The sequence below is a fragment of the Streptomyces sp. NPDC043746 genome (genome assembly GCF_056436485.1).
Map to the genome: position 1 here is coordinate 33815 of NZ_JBWKCM010000037.1, position 16407 is coordinate 50221.

17 protein-coding genes are annotated in these 16407 nt (G+C 71.9%); 14 read left to right on the forward strand and 3 right to left on the reverse strand.

Features of this window, described 5'->3' with window-relative positions; translation table 11 throughout:
• Nucleotides 1–158 precede the first annotated feature (158 nt).
• The 3 genes from dnaJ to AC0682_RS28465 all read left to right on the forward strand — a co-directional run bounded on the left by dnaJ (nt 159) and on the right by AC0682_RS28465 (nt 2294).
• The gene (gene dnaJ / locus AC0682_RS28455; protein WP_478535994.1) at nt 159–1352 is read left to right on the forward strand and encodes a molecular chaperone DnaJ; all 1194 of its coding nucleotides are present in this window, start codon (nt 159–161) and stop codon (nt 1350–1352) included.
• A 1-nt stretch (nt 1353) separates the two neighbouring features.
• Nucleotides 1354–1809, forward strand: coding sequence for a heat shock protein transcriptional repressor HspR (locus AC0682_RS28460; protein ID WP_478535995.1), 456 nt, complete (start codon nt 1354–1356; stop codon nt 1807–1809).
• Between the two features lie 101 nt (nt 1810–1910).
• Entirely contained in the window at nt 1911–2294 is a 384-nt protein-coding gene (locus AC0682_RS28465; RefSeq protein WP_478535996.1) for a hypothetical protein, read from the forward strand.
• A 26-nt stretch (nt 2295–2320) separates the two neighbouring features.
• On the opposite strand, the gene AC0682_RS28470 is transcribed toward AC0682_RS28465, so the two are convergent.
• A complete protein-coding gene (locus AC0682_RS28470; RefSeq protein WP_478535997.1) occupies nt 2321–3214 on the reverse strand; it encodes a helix-turn-helix transcriptional regulator in 894 nt (297 codons plus the stop codon).
• Between the two features lie 220 nt (nt 3215–3434).
• On the opposite strand from AC0682_RS28470, the gene AC0682_RS28475 reads away from it, so the two are divergent.
• Together AC0682_RS28475 and AC0682_RS28480 are read left to right on the forward strand one after the other, a co-directional pair.
• The gene (locus AC0682_RS28475) at nt 3435–3689 is read left to right on the forward strand and encodes a hypothetical protein (protein ID WP_478535998.1); all 255 of its coding nucleotides are present in this window, start codon (nt 3435–3437) and stop codon (nt 3687–3689) included.
• Nucleotides 3686–4006, forward strand: a complete 321-nt coding sequence (locus AC0682_RS28480) for a Rieske (2Fe-2S) protein (protein ID WP_015609572.1) — start codon at nt 3686–3688, stop codon at nt 4004–4006. Before AC0682_RS28475 ends, AC0682_RS28480 begins: the two co-directional genes overlap by 4 nt.
• A gap of 115 nt (nt 4007–4121) precedes the next feature.
• Here the strand turns inward: AC0682_RS28480 and AC0682_RS28485 are convergent, their stop codons facing one another.
• Nucleotides 4122–4523, reverse strand: coding sequence for a pyridoxamine 5'-phosphate oxidase family protein (locus AC0682_RS28485; protein ID WP_478536000.1), 402 nt, complete (start codon nt 4521–4523; stop codon nt 4122–4124).
• A 241-nt stretch (nt 4524–4764) separates the two neighbouring features.
• Here AC0682_RS28485 and clpB point away from each other — a divergent pair, with 241 nt between their 5' ends.
• A complete protein-coding gene (gene clpB, locus AC0682_RS28490; protein WP_478536002.1) occupies nt 4765–7380 on the forward strand; it encodes an ATP-dependent chaperone ClpB in 2616 nt (871 codons plus the stop codon).
• A 248-nt stretch (nt 7381–7628) separates the two neighbouring features.
• On the forward strand, nt 7629–8180 hold the full coding sequence (locus AC0682_RS28495) for a type III secretion system chaperone family protein (RefSeq protein ID WP_114931810.1): 552 nt from the start codon (nt 7629–7631) through the stop codon (nt 8178–8180).
• A gap of 88 nt (nt 8181–8268) precedes the next feature.
• On the opposite strand, the gene AC0682_RS28500 is transcribed toward AC0682_RS28495, so the two are convergent.
• Nucleotides 8269–9435, reverse strand: a complete 1167-nt coding sequence (locus AC0682_RS28500) for a pyridoxal phosphate-dependent aminotransferase (RefSeq protein WP_478536004.1) — start codon at nt 9433–9435, stop codon at nt 8269–8271.
• Nucleotides 9436–9604: 169 nt separating this feature from the next.
• Here AC0682_RS28500 and AC0682_RS28505 point away from each other — a divergent pair, with 169 nt between their 5' ends.
• The 7 genes from AC0682_RS28505 (at nt 9605) to fbaA (ending at nt 16251) form a co-directional block, all read left to right on the forward strand.
• Nucleotides 9605–9868: a hypothetical protein gene (locus tag AC0682_RS28505; protein ID WP_478536006.1), complete on the forward strand. Its 264-nt coding sequence runs from the start codon at nt 9605–9607 to the stop codon at nt 9866–9868.
• Nucleotides 9869–10225: 357 nt separating this feature from the next.
• Nucleotides 10226–10747, forward strand: a complete 522-nt coding sequence (locus tag AC0682_RS28510; RefSeq protein WP_478536008.1) for a DUF2617 family protein — start codon at nt 10226–10228, stop codon at nt 10745–10747.
• 138 nt (nt 10748–10885) lie between these two features.
• Nucleotides 10886–12502: a polyamine aminopropyltransferase gene (locus tag AC0682_RS28515; RefSeq protein WP_478536009.1), complete on the forward strand. Its 1617-nt coding sequence runs from the start codon at nt 10886–10888 to the stop codon at nt 12500–12502.
• A gap of 86 nt (nt 12503–12588) precedes the next feature.
• A complete protein-coding gene (locus AC0682_RS28520) occupies nt 12589–13596 on the forward strand; it encodes an SRPBCC domain-containing protein (RefSeq protein ID WP_478536011.1) in 1008 nt (335 codons plus the stop codon).
• A gap of 34 nt (nt 13597–13630) precedes the next feature.
• Nucleotides 13631–14425, forward strand: a complete 795-nt coding sequence (locus tag AC0682_RS28525; RefSeq protein WP_254812231.1) for an aldose epimerase family protein — start codon at nt 13631–13633, stop codon at nt 14423–14425.
• Between the two features lie 56 nt (nt 14426–14481).
• Nucleotides 14482–15021, forward strand: coding sequence for an orotate phosphoribosyltransferase (gene pyrE / locus AC0682_RS28530; protein WP_070204355.1), 540 nt, complete (start codon nt 14482–14484; stop codon nt 15019–15021).
• Between the two features lie 198 nt (nt 15022–15219).
• Nucleotides 15220–16251, forward strand: coding sequence for a class II fructose-bisphosphate aldolase (gene fbaA / locus AC0682_RS28535; protein ID WP_084747304.1), 1032 nt, complete (start codon nt 15220–15222; stop codon nt 16249–16251).
• The last annotated feature ends 156 nt before the right edge of the window (nt 16252–16407 follow it).

The following is a 16407-nucleotide window of genomic DNA, read 5'->3' on the forward strand; positions in this document are numbered from 1 at the left end:
CTGTGGTTTGTGGGGCAGGTGTCCACAATGCTTTTTCCTCTTTTACTGTGCGCTCCCCCCCCCCCCCCCCCCCCCCCCCCCCCCTCTCCCCCCCCCCCTCCCCCCCCCCCCCCCCCCCCCCCCCCCCCTCGGCCGATCGTCCGGAAGGAGGGACGTCGATGAGCACGAAGGACTTCGTCGAGAAGGACTACTACAAGGTCCTCGGCGTTCCCAAGGACGCCACCGACGCCGAGATCAAGAAGGCGTACCGCAAGCTCGCCCGCGAGTTCCACCCCGACGCCAACAAGGGTGACGCCAAGGCGGAGGAGCGCTTCAAGGAGATCTCCGAGGCGAACGACGTCCTCGGCGACTCCAAGCGGCGCAAGGAGTACGACGAGGCGCGCGCCCTCTTCGGCAACGGTGGTTTCCGCGCCGGACCCGGTGGTGCGGGCGGCAACTTCAACTTCGACCTGGGCGACCTCTTCGGCGGTGGCGCCCCGGGCGGCGGTCAGGGCGGTGCCGGCGGTGGGTTCGGCGGTGGCGGGGGCGGCCTAGGCGACGTCTTCGGCGGGCTGTTCAACCGGGGCGGCGCGGGCACCCGTGTCCAGCCGCGGCGCGGCCAGGACATCGAGTCCGAGGTGACGCTCAGCTTCAGCGAGGCGGTCGACGGGGCGACGGTCCCGTTGCGGATGTCCAGCCAGGCGCCCTGCAAGGCGTGTTCCGGCACCGGCGACAAGAACGGCACCCCCCGGGTCTGCCCGACCTGCGTCGGCACCGGCCAGGTCTCGCGCGGCAGCGGCGGCGGCTTCTCGCTCACCGACCCGTGCGTGGACTGCAAGGGCCGGGGCCTGATCGCCCAGGACCCGTGCGACGTCTGCCACGGCAGCGGCCGGGCCAAGTCGGCCCGCACCATGCAGGTCAGGATCCCGGCGGGCGTCTCCGACGGCCAGCGGATCCGGCTGCGCGGCAAGGGCGGACCGGGCGAGCGCGGCGGACCGGCCGGCGACCTGTACGTGGTCGTCCACGTCGGCGCCCACCCGGTCTTCGGCCGCAAGGGCGACAACCTCACGGTCACCGTGCCCGTCACCTACCCGGAGGCGACGCTCGGCGGCGAGGTGAGGGTTCCCACCCTCGGCGGCCCCTCGGTCACCCTGAAACTGCCCGCAGGCACTCCGAACGGGCGCACCATGCGCGCCCGGGGCAAGGGCGCGGTCCGCAAGGACGGCACCCGCGGCGACCTGCTCGTCACCGTGGAGGTGGCGGTCCCCACGGACCTCGGCCCGGAGGCCCGGGACGCGCTGGAGGCCTACCGCAAGGCGACCGCGGACGAGGACCCGCGGGCGGAACTGTTCCAGGCCGCGAAGGGAGCTTGAGATGGACGGCCGTCGACGCAATCCGTACCAGCTGACCGATGAATCGCCGGTGTACGTGATCTCGGTCGCGGCCCAGCTCTCGGGCCTGCACCCGCAGACGCTGCGCCAGTACGACCGTCTCGGCCTGGTCTCCCCGGACCGCACGGCCGGCCGCGGCCGACGTTACTCGGCCCGTGACATCGAGCTGCTGCGCACCGTGCAGCAGCTGTCGCAGGACGAGGGCATCAACCTGGCGGGCATCAAGCGCATCATCGAGCTGGAGAACCAGGTCGCCGCGCTCCAGCAGCGCGTCGCCGAACTCTCGGCGGCGGTGGACGGCGCGGCGGTCGCCATGCAGCAGCGCGAGGCCCAGGTACACGCCTCGTACCGCCGCGACCTCGTGCCGTACCAGGACGTGCAGCAGACGGGGGCGCTGGTGGTGTGGCGGCCCAAGCCGAAGAGGCCGATGGGGGACTAGACACGCCCCGGCCCCGCGGCCGCGGCACGCCCCTGCGGCCAGGGCCGCGGCTGCTTCGGTGGCTGCGTTCGCGTCCGCGTCTGCTGTCTGTGCTCGTTTCCGTGTCTGCTTCTGCGGACAGCGGGGCCGGGAGAGGGATTCCACCGCTCTCCCGGCCCCGCTGTCGTACGCGCTTCAAGAAGCCCTCGTACGCCGCCGTGACCGGCCCCGGCGATGCCGGAGCGGGCGAGGCGGGTGCCGAGTCGGAGTGCGGCCGGTGGCGCCGAGGTCTGCATGAGTTCGGCGGCGGGGGAGCGGCGGGCGCGGACGCCTGTCTTCCGGGCCACCCGGTCTTCGGCACGGCCCTCGGCGAGCAGGCGGGCGATGGGGCGCTGGACGGCGGTGTACCGGGCGTGGGGCGGGGCCGCCCGGCGGTTCTCGGCCGACGGGACGGCCTGGGCCCGATCCGCCTTCACCGCTGCCTCTGCGGGATCCCCCTGCTTTAAGCGGGGCGACACGTTCCCTCGCGCGGTCAGGAATCCGATTCCAGGATTCCCGACCGTGCGATCAGGTATCCCAGTTGGGCCCGGCTGTTGCTGCCGAGTGCGGCGCTGAGTTTGGCGATGTGGGACCGGCAGGTGCGTACGTTCATACCGAGGCGCCGGGCGATCGCCTCGTCCACATGGCCCTCGACCAGCAGCTTGGCGATGGAGTGGCGGACCCCGGATATGCCCTCCGGCACGGGGTCGTAAGGAATCTGGTCCTGCAGGGGGATCGCCCGGTGCCAGAACTGCTCGAATACCTTGACGAGGTATTTCACAATGCCCGGATGCCGCAGTTCGAGGGCCACGGTCCGGTCGTCCGTGGCCGGGATGAACGCGACGGTGTGGTCGAAGATCATGAGGCGTTCCACGAGTTCTTCGAGGGTCCGGATCTCCATCCTGCTCTCGGCCATGCGCGCCGCGTAGTTGAGAGTGCCTTGGCTGTGCCGGGCGGTGTGCTGGTACAACGTGCGCATGCCCACCCCGCGCTGCATGAGCATGTTTCCGCGCTCCATGGCCATGTTCAGGGTGTCCTCGCTGCGGCCGCCTCCGGGCTGGATCGTGAGGACTTCGGAGTTGCACTCCGCCATGGCGAGCTTGATGGAGGCGTTGATGCGGCTGATGCCTTCGAGGACGGTGATCGCGTGGGTGATCGGCGGCGTCTGGGCGCTGACGGCCATGAAGGGCTCGAACGCTTTGGTGAGTTCGATCGAGAGGCGCCTGCGCTCCTGGATCTCGCGCTCGATGGGGTGGAGCCGCTGCGTGAGTGCCGCGAACGCCGGTACGGGCCGCAGCCAGGTGGGGTCGTCCGGATCGGGGTGCAGCAGGGCGAACTCCAGGAGGCACGGAGCGGCTTCCGCTTCGGCACGGGCTATCTTCCCCACGCTCAGCGCACTGGCGTAGAGCCGTGCCCCCTCGTCGCACAAAGTGCTGACAGAGTGGGGATGTGTCGTTTTTTTCCTCTTCGTGGTCAATTCTCCACCCCCCAGGAAGATGCATCAGCAGGAACATGATGCATCGTTTCTGTGGTTTGACGTGCCCCGATGGGCCATCGTCTTGTGATGCGGGGGAGAGGAAACCTTGGAAGTAAGGACGAAGCCCACCATGAGTAACAAAACGCTTCGCTCGGTGCTTGCTGTGGCCTTCTCCGCCGGGCTCGCGTTCGGGGTGTTCGGTACCTCGGACCTGACCCGGGGCGATGTACCCCACCGGGCAGTGGAAACGTGGTCGAAGGCGCTGAAGCAAGGCGACGTCGTCTGGGATGCGGTCCCTGCCCGTCAGGCCGGGGCGCACGTGGAGGCGGCCCGCCTCGCCGGTGCGGCGTGGGACTCCGCTCCGGCCGAGAAGGGCCGGGCATGACCACGCCGCCGGACGACCGCACCTTCCGGCGCGAGATGGCAACCGCCTATCGCTCAGGGTGGCATTTCATCGATCTGCTCACGGCACTCCCCCGCCGTGGCGACTCGTTGATGGTCACCCTGTTCGGAGAGCCGATCGTCGTGGTGATGGAAGAGGACGAGGACGTCCGCGCCTATCGGTGCCTCCGCCGCCCCCGCGGCGCGCCGCAGCCCGTCCGCTGCGCCGTCAGATACGGGATGATCTTTGTGAACCTCGATCAGCGGGACCACGAGCTGATCGCGTCAGAACCCCTTTCCGCCACCCCCCGCAGTGCCTGAGCGATTCCCCCGTCGTCACCTGTCGCTCCAGGCGCTTCCCCCACACAGCGGCGCCACCGTGACCTGAACACGGTGGCGCCGTTGTGCTGTCGCCGTACGGGAGGGGCCGGGGCGGTCAGGCGTTTCCGAGGGCCCGGTCCAGGGCGATCTCGATGACGATGCGCTCCGGGTTGGGCCTCGGTGTGCGCTCGTAGCGCTCCGCGTAACGGCTCACCGCGTCCGCGACGACCTCCGGCTCCGTACGGATGGTCGCGCGGCCCTCCAGCGTCGCCCACCGGGCCTTGTGCATCTGGCAGACGGCGACCCGTGCCCCCTCCGGGCCGGCGGCCAGGATGTTGGCGACCTTGCGGGTGCCCCGGCCGGTGATCACCCGTGCCACCCCGGCCTCCGGGTCGTACGTCACGCCCACCGGGACCACGTGCGGCGTGCCGTCCGGGCGGAGCGTCGTCAGGGTGCACACATGCCGCTCGCGCCAGAACGCGAGGTACTCGGGGGTGGGGTTCCGTACGTCTGCCATGGGGGAAGCGTAGGCGGCGGCCCGCGTCCGTGCGGCGGCGGGCGGCGCTCCCGTGCCCGACCCGCCGCCCCTGAGCCCTGGGCCCCTGAGCCCTGCGTCCCTGAGCCCTGCGTCCCCGGGCCCGGCCGCCGGGCCCGGGGAGAGTCCTCGAATTACCTTGAGCGGAATAGACTCAACTTTGTGTACGCTGGATACATCAAGGGACAGGAACCGCCCCAGCTGCGAGGAGGAGCAAGCACCCGTGGACGCCGAACTGACCAACAAGAGCCGCGACGCCATCAACGCGGCCAGTGACAGGGCCGTGCAGGACGGGCACCCCGACCTCACCCCCGGGCATCTGCTCCTCGCGCTGCTGGGGGGCCAGGACAACGACAACATCACCGACCTGCTCGCCGCCGTCGAGGCCGACCAGGCCCTCGTGCGCGCCGGGACCGAGAAGCTGCTCGGCTCCCTGCCCAGCGTCACCGGCTCCACCGTCGCCCCGCCGCAGCCCAACCGCGAGCTGCTGGCCGTGATCCAGGACGCGGCCCAGCGGGCGAAGGAGCTGGGCGACGAGTACCTCTCCACCGAGCACCTGCTCATCGGCATCGCCGCGAAGGGCGGGCGCGCCGGTGAGATCCTGGACGCACAGGGGGCCACCGCCGAGAAGCTGCTGGCCGCGTTCGAGACGAGCAGGGGAGGGCGCCGGGTGACCACACCCGACCCGGAGGGTCAGTACAAGGCCCTGGAGAAGTTCGGCACCGACTTCACGGCCGCCGCGCGCGAGGGCAAGCTGGACCCGGTCATCGGCCGCGACCAGGAGATCCGCCGTGTCGTGCAGGTGCTGTCGCGCCGGACGAAGAACAACCCCGTGCTCATCGGCGAGCCCGGCGTCGGCAAGACGGCCGTCGTCGAAGGGCTCGCCCAGCGCATCGTCAAGGGCGATGTCCCCGAGAGCCTGAAGAACAAGCGGCTGGTCTCGCTCGACCTCGGCGCGATGGTCGCGGGTGCGAAGTACCGCGGCGAGTTCGAGGAGCGCCTGAAGACCGTCCTCTCCGAGATCAAGGAGAGCGACGGCCAGATCATCACCTTCATCGACGAGCTGCACACCGTCGTCGGCGCCGGCGCGGGCGGCGACTCCGCCATGGACGCGGGCAACATGCTCAAGCCGATGCTGGCCCGCGGCGAGCTGCGCATGGTCGGTGCGACCACGCTGGACGAGTACCGCGAGCGCATCGAGAAGGACCCGGCCCTGGAGCGCCGCTTCCAGCAGGTGCTGGTCGCGGAGCCCTCCGTCGAGGACACCATCGCGATCCTGCGCGGGCTCAAGGGCCGTTACGAGGCCCATCACAAGGTCCAGATCGCGGACTCGGCGCTGGTGGCCGCCGCCACCCTCTCCGACCGCTACATCACCTCCCGCTTCCTCCCCGACAAGGCCATCGACCTCGTCGACGAGGCCGCCTCCCGGCTGCGGATGGAGATCGACTCCTCGCCTCTGGAGATCGACGAACTCCAGCGCTCCGTCGACCGGTTGCGCATGGAGGAGCTGGCCCTCAAGAACGAGTCCGACGCCGCCTCCAAGCAGCGTCTGGAGAAGCTTCGCCGCGACCTCGCCGACAAGGAGGAGGAGCTGCGCGGCCTCAACGCACGCTGGGAGAAGGAGAAGCAGGGCCTCAACCGGGTCGGTGAGCTGAAGGAGCGCCTGGACGAGCTGCGCGGCCAGGCCGAACGGGCCCAGCGCGACGGCGACTTCGACGCCGCCTCCAAGCTGCTGTACGGGGAGATCCCCGGCCTGGAGCGGGAGTTGGAGGAGGCCGCCGAGGCCGAGCAGGAAGCATCCAAGGACACCATGGTCAAGGAGGAGGTCGGACCGGACGACATCGCGGACGTCGTCGGCGCCTGGACCGGCATCCCGGCCGGGCGGCTGCTCGAGGGCGAGACCCAGAAGCTGCTGCGGATGGAGTCGGAGCTGGGCAAGCGGCTGATCGGGCAGACCGAGGCCGTGCAGGCCGTCTCCGACGCCGTACGCCGTACGCGCGCCGGGATCGCCGACCCCGACCGGCCCACCGGGTCCTTCCTCTTCCTCGGCCCCACCGGCGTCGGCAAGACCGAGCTGGCCAAGGCGCTGGCGGACTTCCTCTTCGACGACGAGCGGGCCATGATCCGCATCGACATGAGCGAGTACGGCGAGAAGCACAGCGTCGCCCGCCTGGTCGGGGCCCCGCCCGGTTACGTCGGGTACGAGGAGGGCGGCCAGCTCACCGAGGCCGTCCGCCGCCGCCCGTACAGCGTCGTGCTCCTGGACGAGGTCGAGAAGGCCCACCCCGAGGTCTTCGACATCCTGCTCCAGGTCCTCGACGACGGCCGGCTCACCGACGGCCAGGGCCGCACGGTCGACTTCCGCAACACCATCCTCGTCCTCACCTCCAACCTCGGCAGCCAGTTCCTGATGGATCCCCTGGTCAAGCCCGAGGTCAAGAAGGAGCAGGTCCTGGAGGTGGTCCGGGCCTCCTTCAAGCCGGAGTTCATCAACCGGCTGGACGACCTGGTGGTCTTCTCGGCCCTCTCCGGCGACGAGCTGGCCCACATCGCGGGCCTCCAGATCGACCGGCTGGCCAAGCGGCTCGCGGACCGCCGCCTCACCCTGGACGTCACCCCCGAGGCGCTCGCCTGGCTCGCCCAGGAGGGCAACGACCCGGCGTACGGGGCACGCCCGCTGCGCCGCCTCATCCAGACGGCCATCGGGGACCGGCTCGCCAAGGAGATCCTCTCCGGCGAGATCCGGGACGGCGACACCGTGCGGGTGGACCGTGTCCAGGAGGAGGGCGAGGGCGGCCTGACCGTGGGCCCGGCCTCCCGGGCCTCGTCACCCTCGTAGGCCCGGCCTCCCCGGCCCCGTCACCTCCGCACGCCCGGCCTCCCGGGCCCCGTAACGCCCGGGAGGCCTCGGCCCCGTGACCCCGCACGCGGAGAGTGACAGCTCCTCGCGCACCGTGCGCGTACGCCCGCACGGCCCCGCCCCGGCCCGCTCTCTGTCAGCTTGTGGCGGATAGGGGCCGTGCGGGCTTGCCATGCCCCGCCCGCCATGGGAGAGGATGGCCGCCAACCGCACGAAGGGAAATCACGGTGAGCATCGATCCGTCCTCGATTCCTAATTTCGGGGGCCAGCCCGAACCGCAGGCGGCAGGACCGGAGGGCCCCGTCGTCCCTGACCAGGACCTCGTCAAGCAGCTCCTCGACCAGATGGAGCTGAAGTACGTCGTCGACGACGAGGGCGACCTCGCGGCGCCGTGGGAGGAGTTCCGGACGTACTTCATGTTCCGGGGCGAGGACGAGCAGCAGGTCTTCTCGGTCCGTACGTTCTACGACCGCCCGCACGCGCTCGACCAGCGTCCCGTCCTCCTGGACGCCATCGACGACTGGAACCGCCGCACCCTGTGGCCCAAGGTCTACACCCACTCCCACGAGGGCGAGGAGGGCGAGGCGGGCTCCGTCCGGCTGATCGGTGAGGCGCAGATGCTCATCGGCACCGGCGTCAGCCTGGAGCACTTCGTCTCCTCGACGGTCAGCTGGGTGCGCGCGTCGATCGAGTTCGACAAGTGGCTCCTGGAGCGTCTGGGCCTCGCCCCGGCCGAGGGGAAGACGGACGGCGAGGGGACGGAGTCCGCGGGCGCCTGAGCCCGGCTCCGATCCACGTCGGCGGCCCGGGCGGCGGTCACCACGACCACCGCCCGGGCCGCCGACGCGTTCGGCCCCGCCGTCCCGGCTACCCCAGCCGCCGCAGCCGCTCCACCGCCTCCTCCAGCACCTCGTCCCTCTTGCAGAAGGTGAACCGCACCTGGCTGCGGCCCGCCTCCGGGTCGTCGTAGAAGACCGAGTTCGGTACGGCGGCCACCCCGCACCGCTCCGGAAGGGCCCGGCAGAAGGCGTACGCGTCCTCCTCGCCGAGGGGGGAGATGTCGGTGGTGATGAAGTACGTCCCCTCCGGCTCGTAGACCTGGAAGCCCGCGCTCCGCAGCCCTGCGGCGAGCAGGTCGCGCCTGCGGCGCAGGGAGTCGCGGAACTGCGTGAAGAAGGTGTCGGGGAGCTGGAGCGCCTCCGCGATCGCGTACTGGAACGGCCCCCCGCTCACGAACGTCAGGTACTGCTTCGCCGAGCGCACCGCCGTCACCAGCGGCGCGTCGGCCGTCACCCAGCCGATCTTCCAGCCCGTGTACGAGTACGTCTTGCCCGCCGACGAGATGGAGACCGTCCGTTCGCGCATCCCGGGCAGGGCCGCGATGGGGTGGTGGGCGCCCTCGAAGACCAGGTGCTCGTACACCTCGTCCGTCACCACCAGCAGGTCGTGCTCCACCGCCAGGGCCGCGATCCCCCTCAGCTCCTCGGAGGTGAGGACCGCGCCGGTCGGGTTGTGCGGGGAGTTGAGCAGCAGCAGCCGGGTGCGCGGGGTGATCAGGGCGCGCAGTTCGTCCAGGTCCGGGCGGAAGGCGGGGGCGCGCAGGGTGAGGGGGACCCGGACGCCGCCGGCCAGGGCGATGCACGCGGCGTACGAGTCGTAGTACGGCTCGAAGGCGATGACCTCGTCACCCGGCTCCACCAGGGCGAGCAGGGCGGCGGCGATCGCCTCGGTGGCCCCGGTGGTGATCAGGACCTCGGTCTCCGGCGACCAGGTCAGGCCGTAGAAGCGCTTCTGGTGGTCGGCCACGGCGTTCCGCAGCTCCGGGATGCCGGGGCCCGGCGGGTACTGGTTGCCGTGCCCGGCGCGCAGTGCCCGGACGGCCGCCTCCCGGATCTCCTCGGGGCCGTCGGTGTCGGGGAAGCCCTGGCCGAGGTTGATCGAGCCGGTCCGCCCGGCCAGCGCGGACATCTCCGCGAAGATCGTCGTCCCGAACCCGGCCAGGCGGCTGTTGAGCAGCGGTCGTCCCTGTGTCATGGGCGCCATCCTGTGCCCAAGCTCTGAAGTTGCTCAAGTCTGCTTTGGGTCGCGGGTGGTGCGGGGATTCCCCTGGCACGAAGACGCGAAGACACGAAGACACGAGCACGCGAACACACGAAGGAAGCGACGGGGGACCGCGCTTCGGGGGAGAGAGGTGGTGGGCGACATGGTCGTTCTCGTCACGGTGCTGATCGGTGTGGGCATCCTCGTCGGTCTGATGGTGATGCTGGCCCGGCTGACCAGCGTCAAGCACGGGCCGTCCCGGGCGGGCTCCGGGGGCCGGGCCTCCGCGGGCGGCAGCGGTGGCTGGTGGGCGGGCGGTGGCGGAGCCGGTGGTTCGTCCTGCGGCTCCAGCAGCGGCCACTCGTGCGGCGGCGGGTCGTCGTGCGGTGGCGGCGGCGGTGGCGGCTGCGGCGGCGGGGGAAGCTGACCGGGGGAGCGGACCGCCACGGTCGTCGAAGCCGGCGGGGGCGGCAGGCCGCCACGACCGCGCAAGCCGTTCCGCCGCCGGGCGCCCGAGGGTGAACTCCCTTCGGGCGCCCTGTCGTTGAGCCACGCAGAGGAAAATCGTTGAACAGTTGAACCGGGCAGCCCCCGGGGGGATGGAAACCACGTCAAGTTGGGTAAAAACGCTGCGAGTGCGGCGTACTTCGTGATTCCCTCGTCGAAGAGAACATTCAGCCCTCGGACCCCAGTTGGACCAGATCGGGCGCTTCCCTCCTCCCACGTGCCATGCCCAGGGGGCGCCCGCTGTCCATGCGTCCATGTGTGTTTGCGGAGCCGATCCATGCTCACCACCCTCCAGACGGCCTACTCCGATACCCGCGCCGCCGACCTGGCCTGGACCCTGGGCCGGGAACCGCTCCCCGCCCTCGCCGTCCTCGACCTCCGGCTCGGTGGCGCCGAACTCCAGTTGAGGCTGCTCGGCGCCTCCCACCAGGTCCTTCTCCAGGAGGAGCAGGGCGACTGCTCCGAGACCGTCGCCTGTATGCCGGGCAGCAGCACCCCCCTCCCTCTCGGGGTCGCCAAGCGGCTCGGGGAATGGGAGTACGAATTCGCGGCGCGCGTCGAGACCCTGACGCAGGGACAGTTCGCGGGGCGGGCGCAGGAGCTGCTCGCCCTCGTCAGCGACCACCCGCACGGACTGGCCGGCACCTTCCCCGGCTCCCCGTACGCCTTCACCGCCATGCTCGCCCAGCGCATCGAGGGGCAGGTGCGGTGGCGCACCTGGCACGCGTACCCGCAGGAAGGGCAGTTGGTGGTCACTCGGACCCGGGTGGGGGTGCGCGTCCCGGCGCCCGCGGCGTGAGGGGTGCGGCGGAGCGCGAGGGGCGGGGCCCGGCCGGGCGCAGGTGCGCGCAGGTGTGCGGGTGCGGGAGCTGTCGGGGTCTACTTGCACCCTTGCGGGTGACAGGCGGCGACCGGGTCGTGACGTAGCGTTCGCAGCATGATCGACCAGCAGGTGTCGCTGCGAGGGGGCGCGGCGCGGCTCCCCGTACGGCCGAGGACCGGCCGGTTCCTCGTCCTCGCCGCCGTCTTCGTCTGTGCGGCCTGCGGTCTCGTGTACGAGCTGGAACTGGTCGCCCTCGCCTCCTACTTGATCGGCGACTCGGTCACCCAGGCCTCCGTCGTGCTCTCCGTGATGGTCTTCGCCATGGGCGTCGGCTCGCTCCTCGCGAAGCGCATACGCTGCCACGCCGCCGTGGCCTTCGGGCTCATCGAGGCGGCCCTCGCGCTGATCGGCGGCTCCTCGGCGCTGGTGCTCTACGCCTCCTTCGCCTGGCTCGGTGAGTCGCGGTACCCGGTGGTGGGGTTCTCCCTGGCCATCGGCGTGCTCATCGGGGCCGAGATCCCGCTGCTGATGACCCTGATCCAGCGCGTCGACCGGCAGGACGCGGGCGGTGCCGTGGCCGACCTCTTCGCCGCCGACTACGTGGGCGCGCTTGTCGGCGGGCTGGCCTTCCCCTTCCTCCTGCTGCCGATGCTGGGCCAGCTCACCGGCGCGCTCGTCACGGGTGCGGTGAACGCCGCCGCCGGAGGGGCGCTGGTCCTGTGGGTCTTCCGCCGCGACCTCACCCCCCGCTCCCGCCGCCTCCTCCTCCTGGCCAACCTCGCGGTCATCCTCGCCCTGGCCACCGCCGTGCTCCTGGTCGACGACTTCGAGCGGGCGGCGCGGCGGGCGGTCTACGGGGACCAGGTGCGGGTCGCCGTGCGGACCGGGGTGCAGGAGGTCGTCCTCACCGGCACCGACCGGGACTCCCTCGACCTCTATCTCGACGGCCGGCTGCGGGTCAGCGCCCGCGACGAGCACCGCTACCACGAGGCGCTGGTCCACCCCGCGATGAACGGGCCCCGCGCCCGCGTCCTCGTCCTGGGCGGCGGTGACGGGCTCGCCGCCCGCGAGGTCCTCCGGTACGCGGACGTCCGCTCGGTCACCGTCGTCGAGATCGACCCCGCCGTCACCCGGCTGGCCCGCACCGACCCCGCCCTCACCGGCCTCAACGACCACGTCTACCGCGACCCGCGGGTCACCGCCGTCGGCGCGGACGCCTTCACCTGGCTGCGCGCCGACCGCCACCGCTACGACGTGGTGATCTCCGACCTGCCGGACCCGGGCATCACGGCAAGCACGAAGCTGTACTCCGCCGAGTTCTACAGGCTGGTCGCCGAGGCCCTGGCCCCCCGTGGGCGCCTCGTGGTCCACGCGGGCCGGCCGGTGGCCCGGCCGCGTACCTTCTGGACGGTGGAGGCCTCGGTACGGGCCGGAGGCCTCGCCACCCGCCCGTACCGCGTCCCGGCCCGCCCCGCGGGCCGTCCTTCCGGCTCCACCGCGAGCCCCGACCGGCCCGGCTCCGGCGGGGGGCGGGCGCCGGAGGACTGGGGGTTCCTGCTCGCGGCGGCGTCCGGGCCGGTGGGGGAGCCGGGGCTCGGCGCCGGGGCGCCCGCGCTGCGCTCGCTGGGGGAGGCGGAGCTGCGGGAGGGGGCCCGGGCGGCGGACCGGCTGCGGCTGCCGGGGCAGGTGCCGTCCACGTTGGTCCACCCGCGCTACTGGGAGGACGCGTGAGGGCTGCGGCGGTGGGCAGCGGGGAGGCGGGGCCGTGGGCGGGGAAGTCCTGACGTGCGGGCCCGGGGCGATTAGGCTCGGTGGGTATGGAGCATCAGGTGTTCGTTCCGGTCCCGGTCCCGGCCCTGCGGCGCACGCTGGGCGACCCCGGCCGGGTCGCCCGCTGCCTACCGGGGATCCAGCAGGACGCCGACGGTGCGGCCTCGCCGCTGGCGGGCCGGCTGAAGTTCCGGGCCGGCGGCCACACCATCACGTACCGGGGCGAGCTGAAGCTCTCCGGCCCCGAGGCGGCCGAGGGCGCGGACGGCGACCGCTTCACGGTGGCCGGGGAGGGCGTGGAGGCCCGGGGCACCGGTTCGGTGAAGCTCGCCCTGACCGTCTCCCTCGCGGCGACGGACGGCGGCACGACCCTCACGTACGGCGGTACGGCGAGCGGTGACGGCCGACTGGCCGAGCTGGAGGAGGGTGCCGCCCTCGCCGCCGCCCAGCGGCTCCTGGACCGCTTCACCCAGCAGCTGGTCACGGAGACCCTGGCCGTACCGGAAGGGGAGGACGCGGCCCCCGGGGGTGTGGAGGACGTCTCGGCCGAGGGGCTCGACGGAGACGTCGAGTCCGCCGGAGCCGCCGGTCTTCCCGAGGCCGGCGGCCCTTCGGAGCGCGCCGACCGTGCCGTAGACGCAGACCTTGCCGCCGGAGCCGCCGTTCCTTCCGAAGCCGACGGCCGCCCCGAGGCCACCGATTCTCCCGGAGGCGCCGGTCCTTCCGAAGACGCTGGCCTCTCCGAGGCCGCCGAGGCCGCCGAACCCCCCTCCGTATTCGACTCGCCCGTCCCCCCGCCCGCCCTCGACCCCGTCGCGGGCGTCGAGTTCACCGTGCCCGACGGGCCGCCCGCCGAGGCCGCCCACGCCCGGCGCACCATGATCGGGCGTAGTGCGGAGGAGGTCGACCACGCGCCGCCGCGCGGCCGGTACGCCCCCGTGCCCTCGCCGGATGCCGGTGGGGCGGGCACCACCCTGCGCTGGGTCGCCCCGGCCGCCGCCCTCGCGCTGGCCTCCGCCGTGGTGCTGAGCAGGGCGCTGCGGCGCCGTAGGTGAGGCACCGCCGGGAGGCCGCCAGTAGGGTCGTCGGGTGAGCAGTAGCGAAGAGAACGTCAGGCTGAGTGCCGGAGACGCCGAGTTGACCGTCGACCCCGCCCACGGCTGCCGGATCAGCAGCCTGCTGATCGGCTCCACCGAGCTGCTGCGCCAGGGCGAGCGGTACGGCTGCTTCCCGATGGTGCCCTGGTGCGGGCGGGTCGGTCACGGGGAGTTCCGCAACGGCGACGTCTCCCACCAACTGCCCCTGAACTCCCCGCCGCACGCCATGCACGGCACCGGCGCGGACACCGCTTGGCGGACCGCCCACGTGGAGGGGGCGCAGGCGGCCTTCTACTACGACCTCGCCGAGCCCTGGCCCTACCCGGGCCGGGTGACCCAGACCTTCGAGCTGACCGAGGACACGCTGACCCTCGGCCTCGCCGTGGAGACGTACGGCACCTCCTTCCCCGCCCAGGCCGGTTGGCACCCCTGGTTCCACCGCAACCTCGGCCGCCAGGACGCCCGGCTCTCCTTCGACGCCGGCTGGCAGGAGGAGCGGGGGGACGACCACCTGCCCACCGGGCGGCGCATCGACCCCCTACCCGGCCCCTGGGACGACTGCTTCGGGATGCCCGACGGCGTGGACGTGAAGCTCACCTGGCCGGAGCAGCTGGAGCTGACGGTGAAGAGTCGCAGCGAGTGGGTCGTGATCTACGACGAGCAGGACGAGGCGATCTGCGTCGAGCCGCAGTCCGGGCCGCCGAACGGGCTGAACACCGCGCCCCGGCTGGTCACCCCGATCGACCCCCTGGAGATCACGACGACCTGGAGCTGGACGCGGCTCTGAGCCGCCGCTCCGAGGTGCGGCTCCGAGGCGGGACCGCACCGCTTACCCTCGTGACCATGACTGACGTACGCGCTGAGCTGCTCCAGCAGATCAAGGACAAGGCCGTGGTGCACGGCAAGGTGACCCTCTCCTCGGGTCTGGAAGCCGACTGGTACATCGACCTGCGCCGGATCACGCTGGACGGCAAGGCCGCACCGCTGGTCGGCCAGGCGATGCTGGACGCCACGGCCGAGCTGGACTACGACTGCGTGGGCGGGCTGACGCTCGGCGCCGACCCGGTCGCCACCTCGATGCTCCACGCCTCCGCCGCGCGCGGGCAGAGCCTGGACGCGTTCGTCGTCCGCAAGGCGCAGAAGGCGCACGGGATGCAGCGCCGGATCGAGGGCACGGATGTGAAGGGCCGCCGCTGCCTGGTCGTCGAGGACACCTCCACCACGGGCGGTTCGCCGCTGACCGCCGTCGAGGCCGTACGGGAGGCGGGCGGTGAGGTCGTCGCCGTCGCCGTGATCGTCGAGCGCGGTGCCGCTCCGGCCATCGCCGAGGCCGGTCTGCCCTACGTCCAGGTCTACTCGGTGGCCGACCTCGGCCTCGCCTGAGCCATGGCCCTCGGCCTCCCCTGAGCCGTGCCCGACCCCGGTCCGACCCGTATCGGACAAGGGCGGACGGTTTCACGTGAAACAGGGTCCGCCGGGTGGAGCCGGACGGAGAGTCTGGGAAGATGGGGGCGACGATGACGTCGCCCCCAGGTCAGGGACTCACAGCCTGCACATCCGCACATTCCAAGGAGCGGTCAGATGCCCATCGCAACCCCCGAGGCTTACGCCGAGATGCTCGACCGGGCAAAGGCGGGCAAGTTCGCCTACCCGGCCATCAACGTCACCTCGACGCAGACCCTGCACGCGGCCCTGCGCGGCTTCGCTGAGGCAGAGAGCGACGGCATCGTCCAGATCTCCACGGGCGGTGCGGAGTTCCTGGGCGGCCAGTACAACAAGGACATGGTCACGGGCGCGGTCGCCCTGGCCGAGTTCGCGCACATCGTCGCCGCCAAGTACGACGTCACCGTCGCGCTCCACACCGACCACTGCCCCAAGGACAAGCTGGACGGTTACGTACGTCCGCTGCTCGCCGTCTCCGCCGAGCGCGTCGCCAAGGGCCTGAACCCGCTGTTCCAGTCCCACATGTGGGATGGCTCGGCCGAAACCCTCGCCGACAACCTGGCCATCGGTCAGGAGCTGCTGGCCCAGGCCGCCGCCGCCAAGATCATCCTTGAGGTCGAGATCACCCCGACCGGCGGCGAGGAGGACGGCGTCACGCACGAGATCAACGACGAGCTGTACACCACCGTCGACGACGCGCTGCGCACCGCCGAGGCGCTCGGCCTGGGCGAGAAGGGCCGCTACCTGCTGGCCGCCTCCTTCGGCAACGTCCACGGCGTCTACAAGCCGGGCAACGTCGTGCTCCGCCCCGAGCTGCTGAAGGACCTCCAGGCGGGCGTCTCGGAGAAGTACGGCAAGCCGGCCGGCAGCCAGCCGTTCGACTTCGTCTTCCACGGCGGCTCCGGCTCCACCGCCGAGGAGATCGCCACCGCGCTGGACAACGGCGTCGTGAAGATGAACCTCGACACCGACACCCAGTACGCCTTCACCCGCCCGGTCGCGGACCACATGTTCCGCAACTACGACGGTGTCCTGAAGGTCGACGGCGAGGTCGGGAACAAGAAGACCTACGACCCCCGGACCTGGGGCAAGGCCGCCGAGGCGGGCATGGCCGTGCGCGTCACCGAGGCGTGCGCGAACCTGCGCTCCACCGGCACGAAGCTGAAGTAGCCGCACCGTCGGCACGGTGCGGACGCACGGCGGGGGGGGGGGGGGGGGGGGGGGGGGGGGGGGGGGGGGGGGGGGGGGGGGGGGGGGGGGGGGGGGGGGGGGGGAGGGGGGGGGGAGGGGGGGGGGGAGGGGGGAGGGGGAGGGGGAATTTAAAAA